The organism is Klebsiella sp. JN_Kp122 (assembly GCF_040062085.1).
Classification (GTDB): Bacteria; Pseudomonadota; Gammaproteobacteria; order Enterobacterales; family Enterobacteriaceae; genus Klebsiella; species Klebsiella aerogenes.
Window position 1 is genome coordinate 435,505 of the sequence record NZ_JBEAHW010000001.1, and the last position, 23,180, is coordinate 458,684.

Genomic DNA, 23,180 nt, shown 5'->3' on the forward strand with positions numbered 1-23,180 from the left:
TTCTGTTAGAACGCGCTTCTTAAGGACAATTCGAAAATAATTTTTTCCGCCTGGCAGGAGAAATTCACCGCCGCGTCCAGTTTCGCCTCATTACCCACCGGCTCAATCGTGTAATCCACGCTCGGCGTTTCGCTGGCGGCGGCAACGGCGCGTTCGCGAATGGCCGCTACCGCAGACTCCGCTTCTTCACGGGTAGGGAAAAGTTTCTCGACCCGGTAAACGCAGTCTTCGTTATCAATAATGGTGCCAACATCAATGGCGCAGCCTTTGGTACTGCATTTATCAACTACATCTTTCATCGCATTAACCTCTTAAGTTTCCTTAAGGATAAAAAGCCGCTCACGGAAAAGCAAACCATTAATAAAAGTATGGATTAGTCATTTTTTTGCTTAGAGGCGACGAAACCGCCCCCGCACGCATCTTCGGGGGCGTTAGAGAAGGCGGTAACGTTACTCCTCCGCTGCGACGTTAATCACCACTTTGCCGAAGTTTTCTCCCTTCAGCAGGCCAATCAGCGCCTGCGGCGCCTGCGCCAGGCCGTCAATCTGCTGCTCACGGTATTTGATTTTACCTTCCTGTACCCAGCGCCCCATTTGCTGCTGAAACTCGGCAATGCGATGGCCGTAATCCTGGCCGATGATAAAGCCCTGCATACGGATACGTTTTTTAAGGATCGTCGCCATCAGCAGCGGCAGCCGATCCGGTCCATCCGGCAGCGCGGTGGCGTTGTAGCCGCTAACCAGTCCACACACGGGAACCCGCGCCGCGGTATTCAACAACGGCAGGACCGCATCAAAGACTTTGCCGCCAACGTTTTCATAGTAAACATCGATGCCCTGTGGGCAGGCCTGCGCCAACTGTTGGCTGAAATCCGCAGCGCGGTGATCAAGACAAACATCGAAGCCTAAAGTCTCTACCGCATAACGACATTTCTCGGCGCCGCCGGCAATGCCGACGGTACGGCAGCCCTTAAGTTTGCCGATCTGCCCGACGGTTGCCCCCACCGGGCCGGTTGCCGCCGCTACCACCAGCGTTTCGCCCGCTTTCGGCTGGCCGATGTCCAGCAGCCCCATATAAGCGGTAAATCCCGGCATGCCTAACACCCCAAGCGCCCAGGAGGGGTGCTCAGGATTGTCGCCGAGCTTAACCAGATCGCTACCATCGGAAAGCGCATAATCCTGCCAGCCGCTATAGCCAAGCACCCACTCACCGGGTTTAAAATCAGGGTGATTAGAGCTCACCACGCGGCTTACCGTCCCCCCGACCATCACCGCGCCAATGTCCACTGGTGGCGAATAAGAAGGCGCATCGCTCATCCGTCCGCGCATATAAGGGTCGAGCGACAAATAAATAGTCCGCAACAGGATCTGATTCGCCCCTGGCGTCGGGAGGTCCCCCTCTTCCAGTCTGAAATTTTCGGCGGTAGGTTCACCGTGCGGGCGTGAAGCCAATACCCAGCGGTGATGGCGTTGTGGATTAGCGGTCATAGCAAACTCCTCTTGTTAACGGCCTGTACTGAGGCTAGCCGTTTTATGCTTAACGCGCTTTAACATTATGAGCCGGATTGATTCAGGCGCACCACCAGATAGACGCAAGTCTCGCGGGTCTCATTAATAAACCGGCAATCGTTGGGCGGCCCCAGCTCCAGACAATCCCCCGCCTGCATCTGATGGCGAGTGTTCCCTTCAACAAAAACTAACTCACCCTGCTGTAGCCAGATGAGCTGTCGCGCCAGCGCATACGAAGAAGCAGGCATCGGTACATCGCTGCCGGCCGGCAGCTCTATTTGCACCAGATCGATCGGCAGATCGCTACGCGGCGAGACGTGACGGCGCAAATAGTGGCTTTGTGGATCGCGCCACACCGGCTGGTTGGCAAAGCGCAAAAGCTTGCCCTCCTGCATCTCTGCACGCGCAATTAACGTCGACATACTGATGCCAAACGCGCCGGAGAGACGTCCCAGCATCGCCGCGGTGGGGCTACTTTCGCCACGTTCTATTTTATGCACCATTGCCCGCGAGGCCCCTGCGCGTTCAGCCAGATCGCTTAACGACCAGCCGCGGGACTCGCGCTCGATACGAATGCGTGCGCTAATGCGCTGGTTGAGGTTGTCTTCTATAGTATTCATAGCGTAACAATATAGTGCGCACTACCGTATTACACAACCACCCGCCATCCCCGATATCAGGCCGTTCCGTGTAAAATTTATCGCTAAAACAGATGACAGCCTGCCGTTCATTATTGTAATAATACCGTACTACTATAGTGTACAGACTTTGAGGCTTGCTATGTCCATCCGCCATGCCAGTAAAGACGATTGCGCGGCGATCGCCGAAATCTATAATCACGCCGTACTGCATACCGCTGCCATCTGGAATGACAAAACCGTCGATATCGATAACCGTATTGCCTGGTTTGAAGCCCGGCAGATTGCCGGCTATCCAGTGCTGGTGAGTGAAGAAAACGGCATCATTACCGGGTACTCCTCGTTCGGCGACTGGCGCGCTTTTGATGGCTTCCGCCATACCGTTGAACATTCGGTGTATGTCCATCCCGACCATCAGGGCAAGGGGATTGGCCGTAAGTTGTTAGTCGCGCTTATCGCTGAGGCGCGGCGTCTGCGCAAACATGTGATGGTGGCCGGAATTGAATCCCGCAACCATGCTTCGTTACATCTGCATGAAACCCTGGGTTTTATCACCACTGGGCAGATGCCGCAGGTGGGAACCAAATTCGGCCGCTGGCTGGATCTGACCTTTATGCAGCTACAGCTCGACGATCGCCAGGATCCGGACGGCGAGGCATGAATCAGTCGCTCACCCTTGCCTGCCTGATAGCGGCGGGCGTCGGTCTGGTATTGCAAAACACCCTGATGGTCCGCATTACCCAATCCGCCTCGACGATTCTTATCGCCATGTTGCTCAATTCGCTGGTGGGAATTGTTATTTTTGTCACCATTTTACTATTGCGCCACGGCGCGGCAGGCTTTCAGGAACTGGCGCTGAACATCAAGTGGTGGACCCTCATTCCCGGCCTGCTGGGTTCCTTTTTCGTCTTCGCCAGCATTAGCGGTTATCAAAACGTGGGCGCGGCGACAACCATTGCGGTACTGGTGGCCAGTCAGCTGGTTGGCGGATTGGTTATTGATTTGATTCGCGCCCACGGCGTACCAATTCGGGCGTTAATCGGGCCAGTATGCGGGGCGGTGATGTTGGTGGTGGGCGCCTGGCTGGTGGCAAGGCGCCAGTTCTGACGTCATCCTTAAAGGATCTCGCCGCCTTTGGTTAACTGCTCGCGGCGTGCTTCCTGATCTTCATGATGTTGCCGCCCGTGATGGGCTATCGCTGTCCGCAGGCGCTGCTGCTGGGTATAACGCTCTTCACGGCCCAGCTCAGCATCATCGCTTAACGCGATCAATAGCTCGTTCATAGAGGCAATCACGCCCCCGGCAATGGTGTCATCGACCCTGGCAATGACATCGTCCAGATGTGCCATCCTGTTCTCCTTTTCGATCAATTCAGCTTAGCTTTGGAAAAATCGCTTCCCATCAGACTCACGCTATAGCCGCTGACGTTACTGCGGGTGGCGTAGAAAGTTTTACCCGTCGCCAGCGTGATCCACGGCGCCTGCTGATAGAAAATTTCCTGAGCCTGTTGGTAGAGTTTGTCGCGGGCCTGCGGATCGCTCACCAGAAGCGCTTTTTTCACCAGCGCGTCATAGGACTTATCGCACCAGCGCGCTACGTTGGAGCCGGTTTTGATATTATCACAGCTGAGCAGCGTACCAGCGAAGTTGTCCGGATCGCCGTTATCGGACATCCAGCCAAACAGCGCGCTATCATGCTCGCCCTTGCGCATACCGGAAAGGTATTCGCCCCACTCATAGCTGACGATTTTCGCTTTAATGCCGACTTTGCTCCAGTCGTTCTGAATCATTTCAGCGACGCGCTTCGAGTTCGGGTTATACGGGCGCTGTACCGGCATCGACCACAGGGTCACTTCTGCGCCCTGCTCCAACCCGGCCTGCTTAAGTAACGCTTTCGCTTTCTGCGGATTGTAGTCGTAATCCGGCAAATCCTTCTTGTAACCGAGCATATTGGCCGGGATCGGCGATTTCGCCACGTTGCCGGAATCCAGGAAGACCGCTTTCACAATCGCCTGCTTGTCGGTGGCGTAGTTCAGCGCCTGACGTACCAGCACGTTATCAAACGGTTTCTTTTGCGTATTAAACGCCAGATACCCCACGTTCAACGCCTCCACCGCGTGTAACGCCAGATCTTTATTCCCTTTAATCACCGGGAACTGTACCGGCGATGGCGCGGGAATGATCTGGCATTCGTTGGTCTGCAGCTTAGCCAGACGAGTCTCAACGTTCGGCGTGATGGAGAAGATCAGATGTTTAGTCGGCACCTCACCTTCCCAATAATGCGGATTGGCGATATAGCGGATTTGTGAATCCACTTTGTACTGCTGCAGCGCATAGGGGCCGGTACCAATAGGCCAGCTGTCAACGTATTCCGGCGTCCCTTTTTTCAACATTGCATCGGCATATTCAGCAGAAAGAATCGAAGCGAAGTCCATCCCCCAATCGGCGAGAAACGCCGCATTGGGCTCGCTCAGCACAAACTGAACGTGGTAATCATCGATCTTCTTCACTTCTTTAATCAGCTTATCAAGGCCAACGTCGTGGAAATATTCATAATTGCCCTGCGACACATTGTGATAAGGATGCTGCGGATCCTGCTGGCGCAGCACCGAGAACAGCACATCATCCGCATTGAAATCGCGGGTCGGCTTAAAGTATTTATTGCTGTTGAACTGCACGCCCTTACGCAGCGTAAAGGTCCAGGTTTTACCATCCGGGGACACTTTCCATTCGGTCGCCAGCGACGGAATCGGTGTGTTTTTAAGCGGATCAAAGGTTATCAGGCGGTTATAGAGCACCTGTGAGCTGGCAACGAATGAAGGACCAGAGCTGGCGATTTGCGGGTTAAAGGATTCCGGCGAGGCTTCCGAACAGTAGACCAGCGTGTCGTTGGCCGCAGCCAACGCGGCGCCAGCTGGCAGCAGTGCGCTTAGTGCCAGTGCAAGTAGTGATTTCCCTGTAGACATGGTTATAAACCTTATAAATTTGTTATATGCCCACTAATAACAGCACAGCGGAATACAACCAGCAAATAATGAATCGCTATTAGATTCACACTTTAACTCATAAGGTTAGCGCTATTTGCGGCTCTTCTCATAACGAAAGCCAGTGACTCGCGCACCGGTACGACAAAATGCCTTTTTCCGACTAAAATCCATTCGCGTGCCGCATTGTCCCTTTTCAGTCAAAGGAGCGTTACATGACGAATTCGATTTATCAGCCTATCACCCTCAACGATCCGCGGTTGTTGCAATTTGCCGAACAGTTGAATCCTGGCGCCAGTCCGATCTATCTCCCGGTCATTGATAAACCGGGGCCCGAGGGAAACGCCTACTGGAACGTCAGCGCGGCGATTGAACAGGTCGGTGGAAAAATGCTGCTGGGCTGGGAAATAAACTACTGGCCTGGCTGTTTTCTGGTCGCAACACATCATGCCGCCTTACAGGCCGACGATGGTGGTGTCTATGATGTGACTCAACGTTCGCAAGCCGCGGCGGTGCCTACCGTTAATCTGTTTATTCCCGACGACTCAATTGCTATTGACCTCGATAAAACGCCGGCCGTGAAATCACGATTTTATATATTACATTCCGCCGCCCAAATTACGGACTATCTCAGGGCCTATGACAATCTCAACGCTTTCGAGAAAAAGCTAAGCGATAAGCTTTATGAGATCGGCTATCGCTGTGAAACAAATAAAGCGTTGGCGAGCGGCATCGTCGGCACAACGCCTGCCTTCGTGGAAGGCAGTTCGGTCGATATTGACGAAATAAAAATGAATATTTCTGAGTTAAGCTGGATATTAAAAGATAAAATTAAAAAGCTAAAACAATATTCTGACGCACTACAGGTACAACCATTACATTAACTTTCCTCTTTGGGCCGTGGCGAATGGATTGTGTCTGCTGCGGCCCATGTTCGCCGTTCTCATTATTGTACTAAGTTGTGACCCGCTGAGAAATCTGCAAAAAAGTTGTGCGATAACCGCCCTTTCGCCGCTGCGCAATGAGGTATGGCGGTAGACTCGACACTCCGCAGACCAATGAGGTTACGCTAATGACTATAACCTGCAGCTTATATAGCGGCGGCCGCTGGCACGATGCCGAAGGCCGCGCCACTTTTATCCGTCGCCATCCGCAAAATAACGAGACAGCCTCTATCGCCGCAGCGGCAAGCCTCAATGACGCCCGTCGCTGTGCAGATAGGGCCGCCGCCGCATTCCCTTCATGGCGGGACAGCACCCCATCCGAGCGTCGCCGGCTGTTGCTGGAAGCCGCCGCGCAAATGCAGCTTAGAGAGGCGAAATTTATTGCTACCATGGCGGCGGAGACCGGCGCGACGGCGCACTGGGCCGGATTTAACGTGCATCTGGCGGCAGATATCTTACGCGAAGCTGCAGCGCTAACCACCCAAGTAGAAGGACAAGTGATTCCCTCCGATGTGCCGGGTAATCTAGCAATGGGCTTGCGTCAGGGCGCAGGCATCGTATTGGCGATGGCGCCGTGGAACGCACCGCTGATTCTGGCCACCAGAGCCATCGCCACGCCGCTTGCGTGCGGCAATACGGTGATTCTCAAGGGCTCGGAACTCTCGCCCGCGACGCATAGCTTAATCATCGATGCCCTCACCGCGGCGGGCTTTCCCGACGGCGTGGTGAATTATCTCACCTGCTCGCCAGCCGACGCGCCTGCGCTAGTGGAAACGCTGATTGCTCACCCCGCCGTACGACGCGTGAATTTTACCGGATCAACCCCCGTTGGGCGCATTATTGCCCGCACCTGTGGAGAATACCTTAAACCGGCGATACTTGAGCTGGGTGGCAAAGCGCCTCTACTGGTACTGAATGATGCCGATCTTCAGCAGGCAGCGGCGGGCGCGATTTTTGGCGCTTTCGCTAACGCCGGACAGATTTGTATGTCCACCGAACGCATTATTGTCGATGAGAGCATCGCGGATGAGTTCGTCGCATTAATCAGCCAACGCGCCGCCGCGCTGCCTTCTACGCTTCTCGGCCCGGTGGTCGATTCGAAAACGGTACAACGCTGCAACGCGTTGATTGATGATGCTCTGAGCAAGGGCGCGCGTTTGCTCTGCGGTGGAAAGGCGGAGTCGACGCAAATGCGCGCCCCCCTGCTGGATGGCGTGACGCGTGAGATGCGAATATGGCACGAAGAATCTTTTGGCCCGGTCAAATCGGTGATTAGGGTCAACGGCGAGGAAGAGGCTCTGGCCGTCGCTAACGAGAGCGAATACGGCCTGGCGGCAGCGGTTTATAGTCGCGATACCGCTCGCGCCTGGAATGTGGCGCAGAACCTGCAAACCGGTATTTGCCATATTAACGGCCCTACCGTACATGATGAAGCACAGATGCCTTTCGGCGGCTGTAAATCGTCCGGCTATGGCCGCTTCGGCGGACGCGCCGGGATCGCTGAATTCACCGAACTTCGCTGGATAACTATGCAAACTCGCCCGCGCGAATTACCGTTCTGATTTACCGCGATGCATTCAGAGCAACCCGGCAATCACGCGCGCCAGCGCGGCCGGGTTTTCCCATGCCATCGAATGCCCCGCCTGTGGTATGACAGCCAATGCGATACCCGCAGTTTCGACGTCTTCCGCTTCCTGTGAGGGTAGCGATAAACTACCGTAGATAAGCGTCTTGCGGCATTGCAGGTGAATAAAACGCTCAAACCACGAGGGAGAAGCGCCTACTACCAGGCTGGTAGCTCCCCGCCATAACGCCCACGGTGCGCTATTTTGTAGGCAACCTTTCCATGGGGACGTTTCTTCCGCCAGCATCGACTGATAGCCGTTGGCGATAAAATCATCTTCCGTCTGCCCGGCGATTTTACAGCTATAGAATCCCCCACCGGCATAGAGATTGGGCTCGGCGACAATTAAGGCCTCAACGCGTTTGCCCAGCCGCTGCGCTGCCTCAATAGCCACACTGCCCCCCATACTATGGCCGAAGAGAATGCAGCGGTTGACCTGCAATTTGTTCAGCAACTCCACAACGACCGCAGCCTGGTCAGCAATTCGGTAGCCAAACTGAAGCGGTTTATCGCTGTAACCATAGCCTGGAAGATCAATTAGTAAGGCCCGGCGCCCACTCAATATAGGGTTAGAAACCACTGGCGGGTAATCGTATGAAGAGGCGCAACCTAACCCATGAATGAACACAATAGGGTCCCCCTGGCCTTGGAAATCAAACCAACGGACCGTTGCACCGGCTAAATGCGAATAGAAGCTGTTCATCAGATGGCATCCTTATTATTTTTAACTGTATTTATATACAGCTATCAAGACAATTAGGCCAGCCATTTCTGTTGTTCAGAATAGAGAAACCAGCAGCGCCATAGGGAAGCTGAATGGCCAGGTGGCACCAATCAGCAACGCAGCCAGCAGGCGAATACAACGGCTTTCCTTAGTTAAAAACCAGCTTATCAACGCGCAGATACAGCCCATTACGGCATAAAAAACCAGCATTTTCTGGTATAAAGTCATTTTTTTCCTTCCCTGTCAGACGCCGCGCAATGCGCGCCATCTCCCGCACCACTTAGGACGTCAGAGATCAATACCTCACAAAACAAACCGCTGCAAAGACCATGGAATAACGATCGATTCAGTGTTGTCCGATAGCGCAACTCTATGCGACCGACTATAAATGTAGGGGCTTACTCATAAAGGTGGCGTTATGGATGTTTCCAGCAAAACCGTAATTCTGATTAATGTCGGCGCAGCGCTTGCGCTTATTAGCCTGTTATCCGTTCGTTTTGGTTGGCTTTAGTAATTTTTTCAGCAACTAAACCTAAAAAAGCAGCTTCAATGGCTGCTTTTTTTTATGATTTTATTGTCGCGCGTTCCCCAGCATCTTGTTGCTGAAGCACCGCGATAATCTCATGATTTTCAGGGTTATATTGCGGTAAGAAATTTAGCTTTTCGCTATCCCATTCAACCATTGCGCAAACGCCCACAGTTGCCCCCTGGCTTTCACAGCGACTAATACGCTGGGCAGGGAGATTACCGTAAAGCATTGCGCTTACGCCGATGAGTAACAAGAGATATGCTAGCTTTTTCAAACCAATTCAACTTCAGAATAACAAATTATGTAAAATTTTCTCATGAGCGCCCCAACAAAGTCAAATCACATACACACCCGTCACCGCTACTGCTACGATCCATGCCGTGAATTTAACATTATCGCTACAATTATTGTCTTCCGGTATAGAAAGCATCGAGTGCTATCCGCCCTATGACCTCTTGCCAGCGGAAGGATATTTATATTATTGGCAATAACAAAATGATCTGACACTCCTCGTACGGTGTTATAGATAATTGGCTACAATGGACTTAAGGGGTGAGAATTTTCTTAAATTGGCTTGTGCAGATAATCAACAAACAACTTCCCCAACCATATAGGTAATGCGGATTCGACATTTTCATTTGTTAATTTGTGCTATTTATTCGATTAAGTGATAGAAATTATTATTTGCAAATTCACGGTTTTCCGCATAGGTTCATGACTATTCGTTATAACGTATTTGCTTTTTCTCTTACTTATTTTGAGGTTGCTTATGTCAGGAATAGCAGCGCTATTAATAGCATTAATTTTATTGGTGGTAGCCATCTACAGCCTTCTCTCTTATATTCGTGAGCGCCGCCATTCGGGTTTGCCTTCTAAAAAAGACAAACGTTAATTGTAGCATCGATATAAAAGGCGATTCGCAAAAAAAATCCCCGCATTAATCTGCAGGGATCTCATAATGATTAAGAACAGACTCTTAATGGTTTACACCCCATCCGGCGCTTATCTCCGGCACTCACAATGGCTTAGCTCTTGAAGGGGTATAAGAATACTCTCATATTACCCCTTATCTGTTTTAACATTTGTTGCTATTGCAACTATTAGCCTGATAATTCTGCCGGTACGTTAATGTTTAATGTTTCACCATCACATGCCTAACCACCGTGTAATCCTCCAGGCCGTACATCGACATATCTTTGCCGTATCCAGACAACTTCTGCCCACCGTGCGGCATTTCGCTAACCAGCATGAAATGGGTGTTTACCCAGGTGCAACCGTACTGTAAGCGCGCGCTCAGACGATGAGCGCGACCCACATCCTGCGTCCATACCGAGGAGGCCAGACCATACTGCGAATCATTAGCCCAGGTTAACACTTGTTCCTCATCGCTAAACGACGTCACGCTGACTACCGGGCCAAACACTTCACGTTGTACGATAGCATCCTGCTGCCGGGCGCCAGCCAACAGCGTGGGCTGGAAATAGTAACCATTCCCTGCAGCGCGACTGCCGCCGGTGACCACTTTAATATGCGGTAAAGCGCGTGCGGCGTTGACCGCTGCTGTCACCCGCTCCAGATGCGCAAGAGAACTCACCGGCCCCAGCTCCGTAGACGGATCGTCCGGTTGCCCCATTTTCAGGCTGGCCACGGCAGCGCCTAATTTTTCAACCAGCCGATCGTAGACGCCTTGCTGCGCATAGATACGACAGGCGGCAGTACAGTCCTGGCCGGCGTTATAAAAACCGAAGGTGCGAATGCCTTCAACGACGGCATCAATATCAGCATCATCAAAAACGATAACCGGCGCTTTACCACCCAGCTCCATATGGGTACGTTTAATCGAAGAAGCCGTATGACCAATGATATGGGCGCCGGTGGCGATCGAGCCGGTCAGGGAAACCATGCGTACTTTACTGTGGCCGGTGAGCGGATCGCCAACGGTTGGACCACGGCCAAAAAGCACGTTAATGACCCCGGCCGGGAAAATATCTTTTGCAAGCTCTGCCAGCTTTAATGCCGTAAGCGGAGTGATTTCCGAAGGTTTAATGACCACGCAGTTACCAGCCGCCAGCGCGGGCGCCAGCTTCCAGGCCGCCATCATCAACGGATAGTTCCACGGTGCAATCGAGGCCACTACGCCGACTGGATCGCGGCGGATCATCGAAGTATGCCCCTCCAGATACTCTCCTGCCGCCATTCCCGGCATACAACGCGCGGCGCCGGCGAAGAAGCGAAACACATCGGCAATCGCCGGCATTTCGTCATTGATAACACAATGCAGCGGTTTACCGCAGTTTAAAGACTCCAGTTTCGCCAGCGTTTCCGCATGTTCGGTAATAACGTCAGCCATTTTCAGTAAACATTCGGCGCGAGTTTTCGGCGTTGTCTGGCTCCAGCTGACAAACGCACGATCTGCAGCATTGACGGCGGCATCAACCTGCGCCTCGGTCGCCTCCGCAATCTCAATAATCGCTTCACCGTTGGCGGGATTGAATACCGGCAGCACTTCGCCCTCACCCGCCACTAATTTACCGTTTATCAAAAGGTTATGTTGCATAGCATGATCCTGTAAAGTGTATTATTTTCCGTTTTCGGCGTTATTCTCGCCGTCACGGGTTAGCCACCAGGCCCCCAGGATGGGTACAGTCGTCACTAACATCACCAACAGCGCGACCACGTTGGTGACCGGCACATCGCGCGGACGCCCCAGCTGATTTAACAACCACAGCGGGAGCGTCCGTTCGTGTCCGGCAGTAAAGGTAGTGACGATAATTTCATCAAAGGAAAGAGCGAAGGCCAGCATGCCGCCCGCCAGCAGCGCCGAACCCAGATTGGGCAGCACCACGTAACGGAAGGTTTGCCAGCCTGTTGCGCCAAGATCCATTGATGCTTCCACCAGACTCCATGATGTCCGGCGAAATCGGGCAATGACGTTGTTAAACACCACCACCACGCAGAAGGTCGCATGACCCACTACGATAGTGAGCAACCCTGGCTCAAGATTGACGGCTTTGAATGCCGTCAATAGCGCCAGACCGGTAATAATGCCGGGAAGCGCAATCGGCAACAGCAACAGCAGCGACACGGCATTCTTACCAAAAAACGTGCTCCGCCACAGCGCCCCGGCGGCGAGCGTACCTAACACCAGCGCAATTGCCGTGGATAAGGCGGCGACTTTAAGTGACAACGTCACCGATTCAATGATATCGGCACGAGCTGCCGCCTCGCTGAACCAGCGTAAAGTCAGCCCCTTCGGCGGGAAGCTAAAAGCGGCATCCTCTGTGTTAAAGGCATACAGGGCGATAATCAGCAGTGGAAAATGGAGAAATATCACTCCCCCCCAGGTGGCGATTTTAAGAATCAACGGCGCGCGTTCAGAGTGCATCAAACGCTCCCAGGCGCTTCACAAACGCCAGATAGAGTGCAATCAGAACAATCGGCACCAACGTGAACGCCGCTGCCATCGGCATATTGCCAATCGCACCCTGCTGCGAATAGACCATGTTGCCGATAAAGAAACCGGGCGGTCCCACTAGTTGCGGGACAATAAAATCGCCAAGGGTGAGGGAAAAGGTAAAAATAGACCCCGCCGCGATGCCCGGTATGGCTAAAGGCAATACCACGTAGCGGAAGGTTTGTTGCGGGCGGGCGCCTAAATCGGCTGAGGCCTGCAACAGCGATGGCGGCAGACGTTCCAGCGCCGCCTGCACCGGCAGGATCATGAACGGCAGCCAGATATAGACAAATACCATGAATCGCCCAAGCCCGGAGGTCGACAAGGTATTGCCGCCGACCGCCGGGATGGTCAATACCATATTTAACACGCTCTCCAGACCAAGGTGGCCGAGGAACCATTGCGCCACGCCATCTTTCGCCAGCAATAGCGTCCAGGCGTAAGCCTTGACGATATAACTTGCCCACATCGGCAACATTACCGCGATATAAAAGAAAGCTTTCATCTTGCCGCGGGTATAACGCGCCATATACCAGGCCATCGGCAATGCCAGGATTGCACTGGCCATAGTCACGCAGATGGCCATCACCAGGGTACGGATAATGATGTCGTAGTTGGCGGGATTGAACAGCGCCTTCAGGTTAGCGAGCGTCAAATCCGTGGTGACCGACATCGTAAAGTCATCAAAGGTATAGAAGCTTTGCCATAACAGCGTCAGGAGCGATCCCAGATAGACGATGCCAAACCACATCAACGGCCCCAGCAGCAGTAAAAACAGGCCCAATGAGGGTTTTCGCCAGAACAGTCCTGACACTCGCCCGGTCGTCGGTTGCACAAGCGCCATCGTCATCTCAGCCTCCGTTTTCCAGGGAAACCATCGCCGAACGCGACCAGCCGGCTGATACCTGCTGCCCCAACTGCGGTGTGCCAACCGCCGCCCCGCCATCGACGTTGGTCTGGCTGACTAACAACTTATCGCCCGCAGCGAGTTTCAGTTCAATACGCGTAGACGCGCCCTGAAACTGTACCGCCTGGACGGTCCCCTGTACCTGGATATCACCGCCGCTATTCAGGCGGATATGTTCCGGGCGCAACGACCAGGCGCCGGACAAGCCACATAGCCTCTGAGAAATTTCAGAGGTAAAAACGTTCGCGGTGCCGACGAATCCGGCGACAAAGGCGGTTTTAGGACGTAAATAGAGATCGTGCGGCGAGTCGACCTGTTCAATGCGACCATTATTAAACACCGCCACGCGATCGGACATCGATAGCGCTTCACCCTGATCGTGGGTAACAAAAATGAAAGTGATACCCAGCGATTGCTGAAGTTTTTTTAACTCCACCTGCATCTGTTCACGTAGTTTTAAATCCAACGCTCCCAACGGTTCATCTAAGAGCAGCACCCGCGGTTGATTAACCAACGCGCGGGCAATGGCGACCCGCTGCCGCTGGCCGCCGGAAAGCTGTGAAGGTTTACGCGCGTGAACAAAGCCAAGCGCTACTTTCTCTAATGCTTGCTGGGCGCGAAGATGGCGTTCTTTTTTGCCCACCCCTTTCACCATCAGCCCGTAGGCGACGTTGTCGATAATCGACATATGAGGGAATAGCGCGTAATCCTGAAAAACCGTGTTCACGTCGCGCTGCCATGGCGGTAATTCGCTGGCAGGCTGGCCAAAAATACGAATCGAACCGCCGGATAGCTGTTCGAAGCCTGCGATTAAGCGCAGGCAGGTAGTTTTGCCGGAGCCGGACGGCCCCAGCATAGAGAAAAATTCACCATCGCGAATGGCGATGCTCACGCCATCCACCGCGCGCACGTCACCGTACAGACGCGAAACGTCATTAAACTCTACCGCGTACGTCATGTTCAGTCTCCAGGCGCTTAGCGGCCACCCATAATCGCGATATAGTCCTGAGTCCAACGGCTATAAGGGACATATTTGCCACCTTGGGCAATTGGCGTTTTCCAGAACGCAATCTTGTCGAATTGGTTGTAGCCGTTAGTTTCGCAGCCTTTGTCTCCCAGTAGCGTGCTCGCCTTACAGCCCTGCGGCACGACTGGCAGCGATCCAAACCAGGCGGCGACATCGCCCTGTACTTTCGGCGTCAGCGACCAGTTCATCCACTTATAAGCGCATACCGGATGCTTCGCCTCACTATGTAACATCGTGGTATCAGACCAGCCGGTCACGCCTTCTTTCGGGAAGACGGTAGCAACGGGCTGCCCTTCACCTTTAAGGCCATTGGCCTGATATGGCCAGGAGCCGGAAGCAACCACCCCTTCGTTTTTGAAGTCGCTCATCTGAACGGTCGCATCGTGCCAGTAGCGGTGAACCAGCGGATGCTGATCCTGCAGAACCTTTAACACCGCCTGATACTGTGTTTCAGTGAGTTCATAGGGATCGTTAATTCCTAACTGCGGCTGCGTTGCTTTGACAAAGAGCGCCGCGTCGGCGATATAAATCGGTCCATCATAGGCCTGAACGCGCCCCTGGTTACTTTTTCCGTCCGGTAAATCCTGTTTGACGAAAACCACTTTCCAGCTATCCGGCGGCGTCGGGAAGGTTTTGGTGTTGTACATCAGCAGGTTCGGCCCCCACTGATAGGGCGTGCCGTACACTTTATCGCCGACGTTAAACCACGCGCCTTTAGCAACTCGCGGGTCAAGCGTTTTCCAGTTGGGGATCAGCGCGGTATTAATCGCCTGTACACGCTTGCCCATAATCAGGCGCAACGAGGCGTCGCCGGATGCGGTGACCAGATCGTAGCCGCCCTTCGCCATCAAACTGACCATTTCATCGGAGGTGGCGGCAGTTTTCACATTAACCTGGCAGCCACTCTCTTTTTCGAATTGACTTACCCAGTCATAATTCTTATCCGTCTGGCCGCGTTCGATATAACCCGGCCAGGCAATAATATCGAGCCGACCTTCACCTTTATCCAGCGATGTCGGCGGTTCTGCGGCTTGCGCAGTAACAAAAACCATACTCAGCACGCACAGGCTGCCACGGGCAAATTTTTTGCTCATTTGAACTTACTCCTGTCAGAATAAAGGTAGCGGCAGCCGTGCCGTAAAAATATCTCCCTTAATAAGGGTAGACGGCGGCCTGCGGGGCTCTGGGGAAATTTACTCAGGTTGTGACCCGGGGCGCATTCCGCAAAAATCGCCGCCACGATTCGATAATATGGATTATAGACAAGGAGTTATGGCAAAGGGTTGAGTATGCATATTCCCTATGACAGCCCGGCGTTAACGGGTATTTAACCCTGATTAATGTATACGAGAATGCCGGAAATTAATTGCCGGGAAAAATAAACCGGCAATTAAAAAAACAGCGATGAATAAACTAAGGCAAAAGTTGACGTATAAGTTCGCCGAGCCGTTTGACTCCCTGCTCCTCTTTTTCTCCCCAGCCCCATGCGGTATTAAAACGGAAGAATGAGGTCCAGTTAGCGGTGGTAGAAAACATTTTACCCGGCGCAATACTGATGTTATCCCGTAACGCCAGAGCACTGAGTTCGCCAGCATCGACGCCGGCGGGCAACTCAAGCCACAGGAAATAACCGCTGTCGCTATGGTGAATTTTGACCTCGGCGGGTAAAAAACGCAGTAGCGCTTGCCAGGCCAGCTGTTTTCGCTCGGCAAGCTGACGCCGCAACCGGCGTAAATGTGCGTCGTAGCGTTTGGTAGACAGATAATCCACCAGCGCCAGTTGCATCGGCGAACTGGTCGATAGCGTACTCATCAGCTGCAGTTGCTGAATACGGCGGGCATGTCGGCCAGCGGCGACCCAGCCGATACGAAAACCTGGAACCAGGCATTTGGAAAATGAGCTGCAGTGCAGCGTCATCTCATCACGATCCCAGTACTTTGCGGGTAGCGGTTTTTCCCGTCCAAAGTACAACTCACTGTAAACGTCATCTTCAATCAGCATCACGTTATAGTGCGTCAATAGCGCCACCAGTTGCGCTTTTTTTTCTGCCGTCAGCGTAAATCCGAGCGGGTTCTGGCTATTGGTCATCAGCCAACAGGCTTTAACCGGATAATTTTGTAATGCCTGTTCCAACGCGGCCAGATCGATCCCCTCTTTCACATCGCTGGCCACCGATAGCGCCTTAAGCCGCAATCGTTCGAGTGCCTGTAGTGCGCCGTAAAAGCACGGATTTTCTACGACTACCCAGTCGCCGGGCTCAGTCACCGCCTGCAGGCTGAGGTTCAACGCCTCCAGCGCACCGGCGGTAATGACGATCTCATCCGGCGATACGTTCATTCCCTGCAACGCATAACGCCGGGCAATAGCATGACGAAGCTCATCGTTACCCGGCGGCAGGTTCTCGATCACGCTCATGGCGGTGGCGGTTTTACTCACCTGCGCCAGAGAACGGTTTAGCTGCTGTAGAGGAAACAGCCGCGGGTCGGGAAAGGCGGAGGCAAAAGGCAGCATCGACGCCTGACGGCTGGCCTGCAGGACGTCGAAAATATAGGTGTTGATATCAACGGATTCATTACGCGTCACCTGCGCCGGGGGATCAGGTTGACGCTGCTTCACCGGCTGCGGCGCAACGTAATAACCCGATTGCGGACGAGCGATAATTCGTCCCTGGCTTTCCAGTAACTGGTAGGCATGGCTGACGGTCATAAAACTCATTCCGCTGCTGACAACCTGTTCGCGTAAGGAGGGCAACCGATCGCCGGGTTGCCAAACGCCGAGGGCGATCTGGTCGGTTAATTGTTGCGCAAGCTGCTGATACTTTTTCATTACCGCATCCATTTAACAATCGAGACTCATATCTTATAACAGTTGACTAAAAATGGCAGGTTCTAATAACTGATATACAACAATGTGCTTCTTGAACCAGTGCAGGAATAATATTCGCGCGTTAAGCTTACTACTGAAATACCATCAAACCCTACTAGGGTTAATATAATGTTCGCATTTAGGTTACATTGATAAACGCTTCATAATCACCAATATTCATTTGATTTATGAACCATACGTCATGGTCTATCGTTGAGATCCCAACTGGCGCCAACGTAAACACGCCTTGATATTTAATTATGAATCAACAACTCCTCCACTAAGGAAAATTCACAATAAGATAAATTCATTCCTCGCCAGTCTTTTTGACATAATTTAACGCACCTAAACCATTGTTCATTGAACAATGCACCCGGCATAAAAAACAGCAAGGAACTGATATCAAACAAATTAATCACACGCTGGGGAATTCAATCTCTTCTGGATGTAACCGTTGAATTCAAAAAACAAGATAGAGTCCGCCAAACACAACCAGCCAAAAGATACTCATTAGCGCCAATGTGATACACAAACTTCGCAGTCCGTTCTGTGACAAGTCGCCTCCCTTATCTCCACTCACTAAATATATCAAAAAACAATAAATAAAGAATTCACATATAAAATGTAAATACTTGAACCTCGCGTTTGCATTAAACACCAAACATTTCCAATCTACCAGAGTAATTAATAGAAAGCAGGAGAAGCACTAAGGAAAATCGTAAAAAAACATGTGAAGTAGCATTAAAAAAAGATCACAACCAGCAATTCATTATTCATGATGACATAAATACTAATTTCATAAATATGAAATATGTATAAAAAGAATAACAGTGAGTAACTGTTATCATAAAAAACATCATTTCTGCCTCTGCTTTCACCATCCCCCTCCCCCTAAAATTGCGTTGAATCAATTTTGTTGTGGAGTCCAGCATGTTCGGTCTTGATGCATTTCATCTGGCGCGGATCCAATTCGCCTTTACCGTCTCATTTCATATCATCTTTCCCGCGATCACCATCGGTCTTGCCAGCTACCTGGCGGTGCTTGAGGGATTATGGTTAAAAACAAAAAATCCAGTCTGGCGCTCGCTATATCATTTCTGGTCGAAAATCTTTGCCGTCAACTTTGGTATGGGTGTCGTCTCCGGACTGGTGATGGCCTACCAGTTCGGCACCAACTGGAGCGGTTTCTCACAATTCGCCGGCAGTATTACCGGCCCGCTACTGACCTATGAAGTCCTCACCGCCTTCTTCCTGGAGGCCGGTTTCCTTGGCGTGATGTTATTCGGCTGGAACCGTGTCGGCCCCGGCCTGCATTTTTTCGCCACCTGTATGGTAGCGCTGGGCACCATCATCTCTACGTTCTGGATCCTTGCCTCAAACAGCTGGATGCAAACGCCACAAGGGTTCGAAATCGTTAATGGTCAGGTCGTACCCGTTGACTGGTTCGCCGTTATCTTTAACCCCTCTTTCCCTTACCGCTTATTCCATATGTCCGTCGCGGCGTTTCTTAGCAGCGCATTGTTCGTAGGCGCATCAGCCGCATGGCATTTGCTTCGTGGCAATCAAACCCCAGCCATCCGCGCCATGTTCTCTATGGCGCTATGGATGACGCTGCTTGTCGCCCCCATTCAGGCAATGATCGGCGATATGCATGGGCTAAACACCCTGAAACATCAACCGGCGAAAATTGCTGCCATCGAAGGCCACTGGGAAAATCCGCCGGGCGAACCGACGCCACTGCTGCTGTTCGGCTGGCCGGACATGCAACAAGAACGTACCCGCTATGGGCTGGAGATCCCTGCCCTCGGCAGCCTGATCCTGACTCACAGCCTCGATAAACAGGTACCGGCGCTGAAGGAGTTCGCTCCAGAAGATCGCCCCAACTCAACCGTTGTGTTCTGGTCATTTCGTCTGATGGCCGGTCTGGGAATGTTAATGATTCTGCTCGGCGTCATTGCCCTATGGCTGCGCTATCGGCAGCGTCTGTATACCTCAAAACCTTTCCTGCGCTTCGCGTTATGGATGGGACCTTCTGGCCTGATTGCGATTCTTGCTGGATGGGTGACCACCGAAGTCGGACGCCAGCCATGGGTCGTTTACGGTATACAGCGCACCTCCGAGGCCGTATCAGCTCACGGTGATCTGCATATGACCATTAGCCTGCTGGCATTTATTGCCGTCTACAGCTCGGTATTCGGCGTTGGCTATAGCTATATGCTGCGCCTGATCCGCAAAGGTCCGCAAGAGCAGACGCCTGTGCCATCAGGTACGCCGGCGCGTCCGCTTTCTGCCGCGACGGATGGTTTTCAGCACAAGGAGTCCCGCTAATGGGTATTGATTTATCGGTTATTTGGTTTGTTATCATCGTGTTTGCCACCCTGATGTATATCGTCATGGACGGTTTCGACTTAGGGATCGGCATTCTGTTTGCCGCCGTACGCGGCGGCGATGAGCGCGACGTGATGGTCAACAGCGTCGCCCCGGTATGGGATGGCAATGAAACCTGGCTGGTGCTTGGCGGCGCTGGTCTCTTCGGCGCCTTTCCGCTGGCCTATGCGGTGATTATCGACGCGCTGTCGGTACCCTTAACCCTGATGCTGATTGGCCTAATTTTTCGCGGTGTGGCCTTCGAGTTTCGCTTCAAAGCGACCCCTTCGCACCGTCCTTTCTGGGATAAAGCTTTTCTGGGCGGATCGCTACTGGCGACATTCACCCAGGGCATGGTCGTCGGCGCGGTCATTCATGGTTTTCCGGTCAGCGGTCGCAGCTTTAGCGGTGGAATGTGGGATTGGCTGACGCCATTTACCCTATTCTGCGGTTTCGGCCTCACCGTTGCATACGCGTTACTGGGCGCTAGTTGGCTGGTAATGAAGAGCGAGAATCCGCTGCAGAATATCATGCGCAGAATTTCACGCCTTCTGCTGCTGGCCTTACTGATGATAATAGCCGTGATTAGCCTATGGACGCCGCTCTCCCAGCCGGCGATCGCCGAGCGCTGGTTTAGTCTGCCGAATCTGTTTTACCTGCTGCCGGTGCCGCTATTGGTTATCGCCATCAGCGTCTGGTTATGGCGCACGCTTGGGCAACGAGATGCTCACACCCTGCCGTTCGTGTTGACGCTGGGGCTCGTCTTCCTTGGGTTTAGCGGACTTGGGATCAGCATTTGGCCGAATATTATTCCGCCAGGGATTTCGTTATGGCAGGCCGCGGCGCCGCCGCAAAGTCAGGGCTTTATGCTGGTTGGCGCGTTACTGATTATTCCCGTCATTCTTGGGTATACCTTCTGGAGCTACTACGTTTTCCGCGGCAAAGTTCAAACTGGCGAGGGATATCACTGATGGAGCATTCATGGATAAAACGTCTGCTATGGCTGGCAGCCATATGGGGCGCTAGCGTGCTGGCACTGGGCGCCGTCAGTATGATTTTCCGCCTGCTGATGAACGCCGCCGGGCTTCGTGCCTGATATAACACATCTCCAGCCTGGCGCTCATCGCGTCAGGCTTTTTTCATCCTCTTCAGCCACGCCTGACAAAGCCTTGCGCTTCTTTGATAACGCCATAAAAAAACTAATATTAAATCAATCATATTGATCACGCGTTATCTATTGATATGGAAAATGATATGTGGCGGAGAGGAATAGCGGCAGTGGTATTGATATGTGGGTTATTTTCCGGGCATCTGCTCGCCCAGCATCAGGGGCATGATTATTTCCCGGTGCAAAGCCTCGAACAGCGATTACTGCACGAGGCTGATTGCGATGAACTACGCAGCCGGGCTGAGGACACCGCCAGCTCGCTGCGCGAACATTATCACCGGCAGTACGCGCGCAAAGCAAAGGCGCATAACTGCCCGCCGTGAGAATGGTTCTTACGCGCCCTTACGCTTGGGCAGCGTTTTCATCAGTTCGTCAGGACTGACGGAGGCGACGATGCAGCCCGGATGGGGCATTTTGAGAATATGATTTTTGATTTTACCCACTACGTGCATTTCGCATGGACGGCAATCAAATTTCAGGGTTAACACTTCGTCACCGTGAATCAGCTGCATCGGCGTCGCCTTCCAGCTCTTTATCGAACCTTTGGCCTGCTTCGGACACAGGTTGAAGGCGAATCGCAGGCAATGCTTGGTGATCATCACCGGCACGTCGCCTTTCTCTTCATGAGCTTCATACGCCGCATCGATCAGCTGAACGCCATAGCGCTGGTAGAAAGCGCGCGCTTTGTGGTTATAAACGTTCGCCAGGAACGACAGATGCGTTTCCGGATACACCGGCGGTGGTACGGAGACCGGTTTACGCGTTCCGCGCTGCCAGGCATCGAGGCGCGCCTGATCGAGCATCTCTGCGGTTTCACGGCGCAGTTGGTTAAGCATACTGTTCGGCACAAACAGCGCCGGCAGATTAATCTGCACATCACGCGGGTAATAAATGGTCTGGCCGAGCTTCGCCACGCCATCACGTAAATTGGCCAGCGCTTTTTCCGCCTGGGTCGCTTCGGCGAATTCGCCATCCAGTGTATGCGTGACGCTGACGCCGTCTTCGCAGGTCATGGTCAGCACCAGCTGTTCCTGCCAGCCGCTCAGCGCGATATCAACCGCAATGCGGCGCTCGCTGGAAGTTTTCAGTAGCGCCTGCTGCCAGTTATGGTCGAGGTTACGATTAAGCGCCTCGTGCGGACGCACTTTATGCAGGTCTGCCGGCATTTCGTTTGGCCAGACGCGATAACGATTCTCCCCCGTTTTTTCCACCGTATTGGCGCGGAAGCCGACAACTTCACGTTTTATCATCACATTGAGGCCGTCACCATTCGTCAATGCGTCAGTCACTTCAACATCGAGATAATCTTTTCCGACTTTTAATACTTCGCCTACCGGCAGGCCGATAAATTTCGGCGAATCAAACGCGCCGATATCGCCCTTACGCGCGTTAACAAAATAGTCGGTGCTGCCGCGATGGAACGTTTTATCGGTCGACGGCACGAAGAAGTGTTCTGTGCGCCCGGCGGAAGAACGCGCGAGATCGCCGCGGTCTTCAATAATACGATCCAGCATCTGACGATAGTGAGCGGTGATATTTTTCACATAACTCATATCTTTATAGCGCCCTTCAATTTTAAAGGAGCGCACGCCGGCGTCGATCAATGCCGCCAGGTTGGCGGTCTGATCGTTATCTTTCATCGACAACAGATGTTTTTCATAGGCCACAACGCGCCCCTGATCGTCTTTCAGGGTGTAAGGCAGGCGGCAAGCCTGAGAGCAGTCGCCGCGGTTGGCGCTACGTCCGGTTTGCGCGTGAGAAATATAGCACTGACCGGAATAGGCTACGCATAAGGCGCCGTGAATAAAGAACTCGATAGTCGCGTCGGTATTATCGTAGATCGCTTTAATTTGATCGAGGTTGAGTTCGCGGGCCAGAACAATCTGGCTGAAACCCGCATCAGAGAGAAACTTCGCTTTCTCAACGCTGCGGATATCGCACTGGGTGCTCGCATGCAGCTCAATTGGCGGCAGATCCAGCTCCATTATCCCCATATCCTGCACAATCAATGCATCAACGCCGGTCTCGTACAGATCGGTAATCAGACGTTGCGCCGGTTCCAGTTCATCATCATGAAGAATGGTATTCAGCGTCACAAACACCTTCGCGCCAAAGCGATGCGCAAACGGCACCAGGTTGGCGATATCGCTCAGGCTATTGCTGGCATTATGGCGCGCGCCGAAGCCCGGCCCGCCGATATAGACCGCGTCGGCGCCGTGTAAAATCGCTTCACGGGCGATCCCGGCATCGCGGGCAGGACTAAGAAGCTCAAGATGATGGTTTTGCAGGCGCATACGCTCGTCGTTATCCGTTATAGGGGGTCGAAATGGCGGCTATTGTAGTCAGAACTGGGCGTAGACGAAAACATTTTCCGCCGCGCCCGCACAGCGAATTTGCAGAAATCGGCAAAGCATTGAAGAAAAAGCTATTTCTCATGAAAAC

24 protein-coding genes are annotated in these 23,180 nt (G+C 52.8%); 10 read left to right on the plus strand and 14 right to left on the minus strand.

The window, feature by feature from the left end; all coding sequences use genetic code 11:
- Nucleotides 1-5 precede the first annotated feature (5 nt).
- The 3 genes from ABLU78_RS02160 to ABLU78_RS02170 form a co-directional block, all read right to left on the minus strand.
- Nucleotides 6-299 (minus strand): DUF406 domain-containing protein, encoded by a 294-nt coding sequence (locus tag ABLU78_RS02160; protein WP_015705548.1) that lies wholly within the window; start codon nucleotides 297-299, stop codon nucleotides 6-8.
- A gap of 150 nt (nucleotides 300-449) precedes the next feature.
- Complete coding sequence (locus ABLU78_RS02165; RefSeq protein ID WP_015705549.1) at nucleotides 450-1,487, minus strand: NADP-dependent oxidoreductase; 1,038 nt, start codon at nucleotides 1,485-1,487, stop codon at nucleotides 450-452.
- 65 nt (nucleotides 1,488-1,552) lie between these two features.
- The gene (locus ABLU78_RS02170) at nucleotides 1,553-2,128 is read right to left on the minus strand and encodes an XRE family transcriptional regulator (protein ID WP_048228791.1); all 576 of its coding nucleotides are present in this window, start codon (nucleotides 2,126-2,128) and stop codon (nucleotides 1,553-1,555) included.
- A 160-nt stretch (nucleotides 2,129-2,288) separates the two neighbouring features.
- On the opposite strand from ABLU78_RS02170, the gene ABLU78_RS02175 reads away from it, so the two are divergent.
- Both ABLU78_RS02175 and ABLU78_RS02180 read left to right on the plus strand, forming a co-directional pair.
- Entirely contained in the window at nucleotides 2,289-2,807 is a 519-nt protein-coding gene (locus tag ABLU78_RS02175) for a GNAT family N-acetyltransferase (protein ID WP_045361017.1), read from the plus strand.
- Entirely contained in the window at nucleotides 2,804-3,253 is a 450-nt protein-coding gene (locus tag ABLU78_RS02180) for a DMT family transporter (RefSeq protein WP_032708166.1), read from the plus strand. Before ABLU78_RS02175 ends, ABLU78_RS02180 begins: the two co-directional genes overlap by 4 nt.
- A gap of 8 nt (nucleotides 3,254-3,261) precedes the next feature.
- Here the strand turns inward: ABLU78_RS02180 and ABLU78_RS02185 are convergent, their stop codons facing one another.
- On the minus strand, nucleotides 3,262-3,495 hold the full coding sequence (locus ABLU78_RS02185) for a YdcY family protein (protein ID WP_045366186.1): 234 nt from the start codon (nucleotides 3,493-3,495) through the stop codon (nucleotides 3,262-3,264).
- A 17-nt stretch (nucleotides 3,496-3,512) separates the two neighbouring features.
- Nucleotides 3,513-5,111 carry an ABC transporter substrate-binding protein gene (locus ABLU78_RS02190; RefSeq protein ID WP_032711727.1) on the minus strand — a complete coding sequence of 533 codons (1,599 nt, stop codon included), beginning with the start codon at nucleotides 5,109-5,111 and terminating at the stop codon, nucleotides 3,513-3,515.
- Between the two features lie 233 nt (nucleotides 5,112-5,344).
- Between ABLU78_RS02190 and ABLU78_RS02195 the strand changes: the two genes are divergently transcribed.
- A complete protein-coding gene (locus tag ABLU78_RS02195) occupies nucleotides 5,345-6,013 on the plus strand; it encodes a hypothetical protein (RefSeq protein ID WP_020078678.1) in 669 nt (222 codons plus the stop codon).
- A gap of 188 nt (nucleotides 6,014-6,201) precedes the next feature.
- Entirely contained in the window at nucleotides 6,202-7,635 is a 1,434-nt protein-coding gene (locus tag ABLU78_RS02200) for an aldehyde dehydrogenase (protein ID WP_048228792.1), read from the plus strand.
- Between the two features lie 15 nt (nucleotides 7,636-7,650).
- Here ABLU78_RS02200 and ABLU78_RS02205 read toward each other — a convergent pair whose 3' ends face one another.
- Complete coding sequence (locus ABLU78_RS02205) at nucleotides 7,651-8,400, minus strand: alpha/beta hydrolase (RefSeq protein WP_048228793.1); 750 nt, start codon at nucleotides 8,398-8,400, stop codon at nucleotides 7,651-7,653.
- Nucleotides 8,401-8,475: 75 nt separating this feature from the next.
- Nucleotides 8,476-8,649 (minus strand): GhoT/OrtT family toxin, encoded by a 174-nt coding sequence (locus tag ABLU78_RS02210; RefSeq protein ID WP_015366412.1) that lies wholly within the window; start codon nucleotides 8,647-8,649, stop codon nucleotides 8,476-8,478.
- Between the two features lie 190 nt (nucleotides 8,650-8,839).
- On the opposite strand from ABLU78_RS02210, the gene yncL reads away from it, so the two are divergent.
- Together yncL and ABLU78_RS02220 are read left to right on the plus strand one after the other, a co-directional pair.
- Nucleotides 8,840-8,932, plus strand: a complete 93-nt coding sequence (gene yncL / locus ABLU78_RS02215; protein ID WP_015705556.1) for a stress response membrane protein YncL — start codon at nucleotides 8,840-8,842, stop codon at nucleotides 8,930-8,932.
- 787 nt (nucleotides 8,933-9,719) lie between these two features.
- Nucleotides 9,720-9,842 (plus strand): small membrane protein, encoded by a 123-nt coding sequence (locus ABLU78_RS02220; RefSeq protein ID WP_074167285.1) that lies wholly within the window; start codon nucleotides 9,720-9,722, stop codon nucleotides 9,840-9,842.
- Nucleotides 9,843-10,082: 240 nt separating this feature from the next.
- Here the strand turns inward: ABLU78_RS02220 and patD are convergent, their stop codons facing one another.
- From patD to ABLU78_RS02250, 6 genes are all read right to left on the minus strand, one after another.
- Nucleotides 10,083-11,507 carry an aminobutyraldehyde dehydrogenase gene (gene patD, locus ABLU78_RS02225; RefSeq protein WP_042897263.1) on the minus strand — a complete coding sequence of 475 codons (1,425 nt, stop codon included), beginning with the start codon at nucleotides 11,505-11,507 and terminating at the stop codon, nucleotides 10,083-10,085.
- 21 nt (nucleotides 11,508-11,528) lie between these two features.
- Nucleotides 11,529-12,335 carry an ABC transporter permease gene (locus ABLU78_RS02230; RefSeq protein WP_032714601.1) on the minus strand — a complete coding sequence of 269 codons (807 nt, stop codon included), beginning with the start codon at nucleotides 12,333-12,335 and terminating at the stop codon, nucleotides 11,529-11,531.
- A complete protein-coding gene (locus ABLU78_RS02235) occupies nucleotides 12,325-13,254 on the minus strand; it encodes an ABC transporter permease (protein WP_015366407.1) in 930 nt (309 codons plus the stop codon). The genes ABLU78_RS02230 and ABLU78_RS02235 overlap by 11 nt, the downstream gene beginning before the upstream one ends.
- Before the next feature lies 1 nt (nucleotide 13,255).
- Nucleotides 13,256-14,269: an ABC transporter ATP-binding protein gene (locus tag ABLU78_RS02240; protein WP_045361030.1), complete on the minus strand. Its 1,014-nt coding sequence runs from the start codon at nucleotides 14,267-14,269 to the stop codon at nucleotides 13,256-13,258.
- Nucleotides 14,270-14,286: 17 nt separating this feature from the next.
- A complete protein-coding gene (gene ydcS, locus ABLU78_RS02245) occupies nucleotides 14,287-15,432 on the minus strand; it encodes a putative ABC transporter substrate-binding protein YdcS (RefSeq protein WP_015366405.1) in 1,146 nt (381 codons plus the stop codon).
- Nucleotides 15,433-15,751: 319 nt separating this feature from the next.
- Nucleotides 15,752-17,164 carry a PLP-dependent aminotransferase family protein gene (locus ABLU78_RS02250; RefSeq protein ID WP_015705561.1) on the minus strand — a complete coding sequence of 471 codons (1,413 nt, stop codon included), beginning with the start codon at nucleotides 17,162-17,164 and terminating at the stop codon, nucleotides 15,752-15,754.
- A gap of 969 nt (nucleotides 17,165-18,133) precedes the next feature.
- Between ABLU78_RS02250 and ABLU78_RS02255 the strand changes: the two genes are divergently transcribed.
- The 4 genes from ABLU78_RS02255 (at nucleotide 18,134) to ABLU78_RS02270 (ending at nucleotide 21,061) form a co-directional block, all read left to right on the plus strand.
- A complete protein-coding gene (locus ABLU78_RS02255) occupies nucleotides 18,134-19,531 on the plus strand; it encodes a cytochrome ubiquinol oxidase subunit I (protein ID WP_015705562.1) in 1,398 nt (465 codons plus the stop codon).
- Nucleotides 19,531-20,541: a cytochrome d ubiquinol oxidase subunit II gene (gene cydB, locus ABLU78_RS02260; RefSeq protein ID WP_015705563.1), complete on the plus strand. Its 1,011-nt coding sequence runs from the start codon at nucleotides 19,531-19,533 to the stop codon at nucleotides 20,539-20,541. Before ABLU78_RS02255 ends, cydB begins: the two co-directional genes overlap by 1 nt.
- Complete coding sequence (locus ABLU78_RS02265; RefSeq protein WP_015705564.1) at nucleotides 20,541-20,666, plus strand: DUF2474 domain-containing protein; 126 nt, start codon at nucleotides 20,541-20,543, stop codon at nucleotides 20,664-20,666. The genes cydB and ABLU78_RS02265 overlap by 1 nt, the downstream gene beginning before the upstream one ends.
- Before the next feature lie 158 nt (nucleotides 20,667-20,824).
- Entirely contained in the window at nucleotides 20,825-21,061 is a 237-nt protein-coding gene (locus ABLU78_RS02270; protein ID WP_032705830.1) for a DUF2554 family protein, read from the plus strand.
- A 9-nt stretch (nucleotides 21,062-21,070) separates the two neighbouring features.
- On the opposite strand, the gene ABLU78_RS02275 is transcribed toward ABLU78_RS02270, so the two are convergent.
- The gene (locus ABLU78_RS02275; protein ID WP_348820039.1) at nucleotides 21,071-23,032 is read right to left on the minus strand and encodes a U32 family peptidase; all 1,962 of its coding nucleotides are present in this window, start codon (nucleotides 23,030-23,032) and stop codon (nucleotides 21,071-21,073) included.
- Nucleotides 23,033-23,180 lie beyond the last annotated feature (148 nt).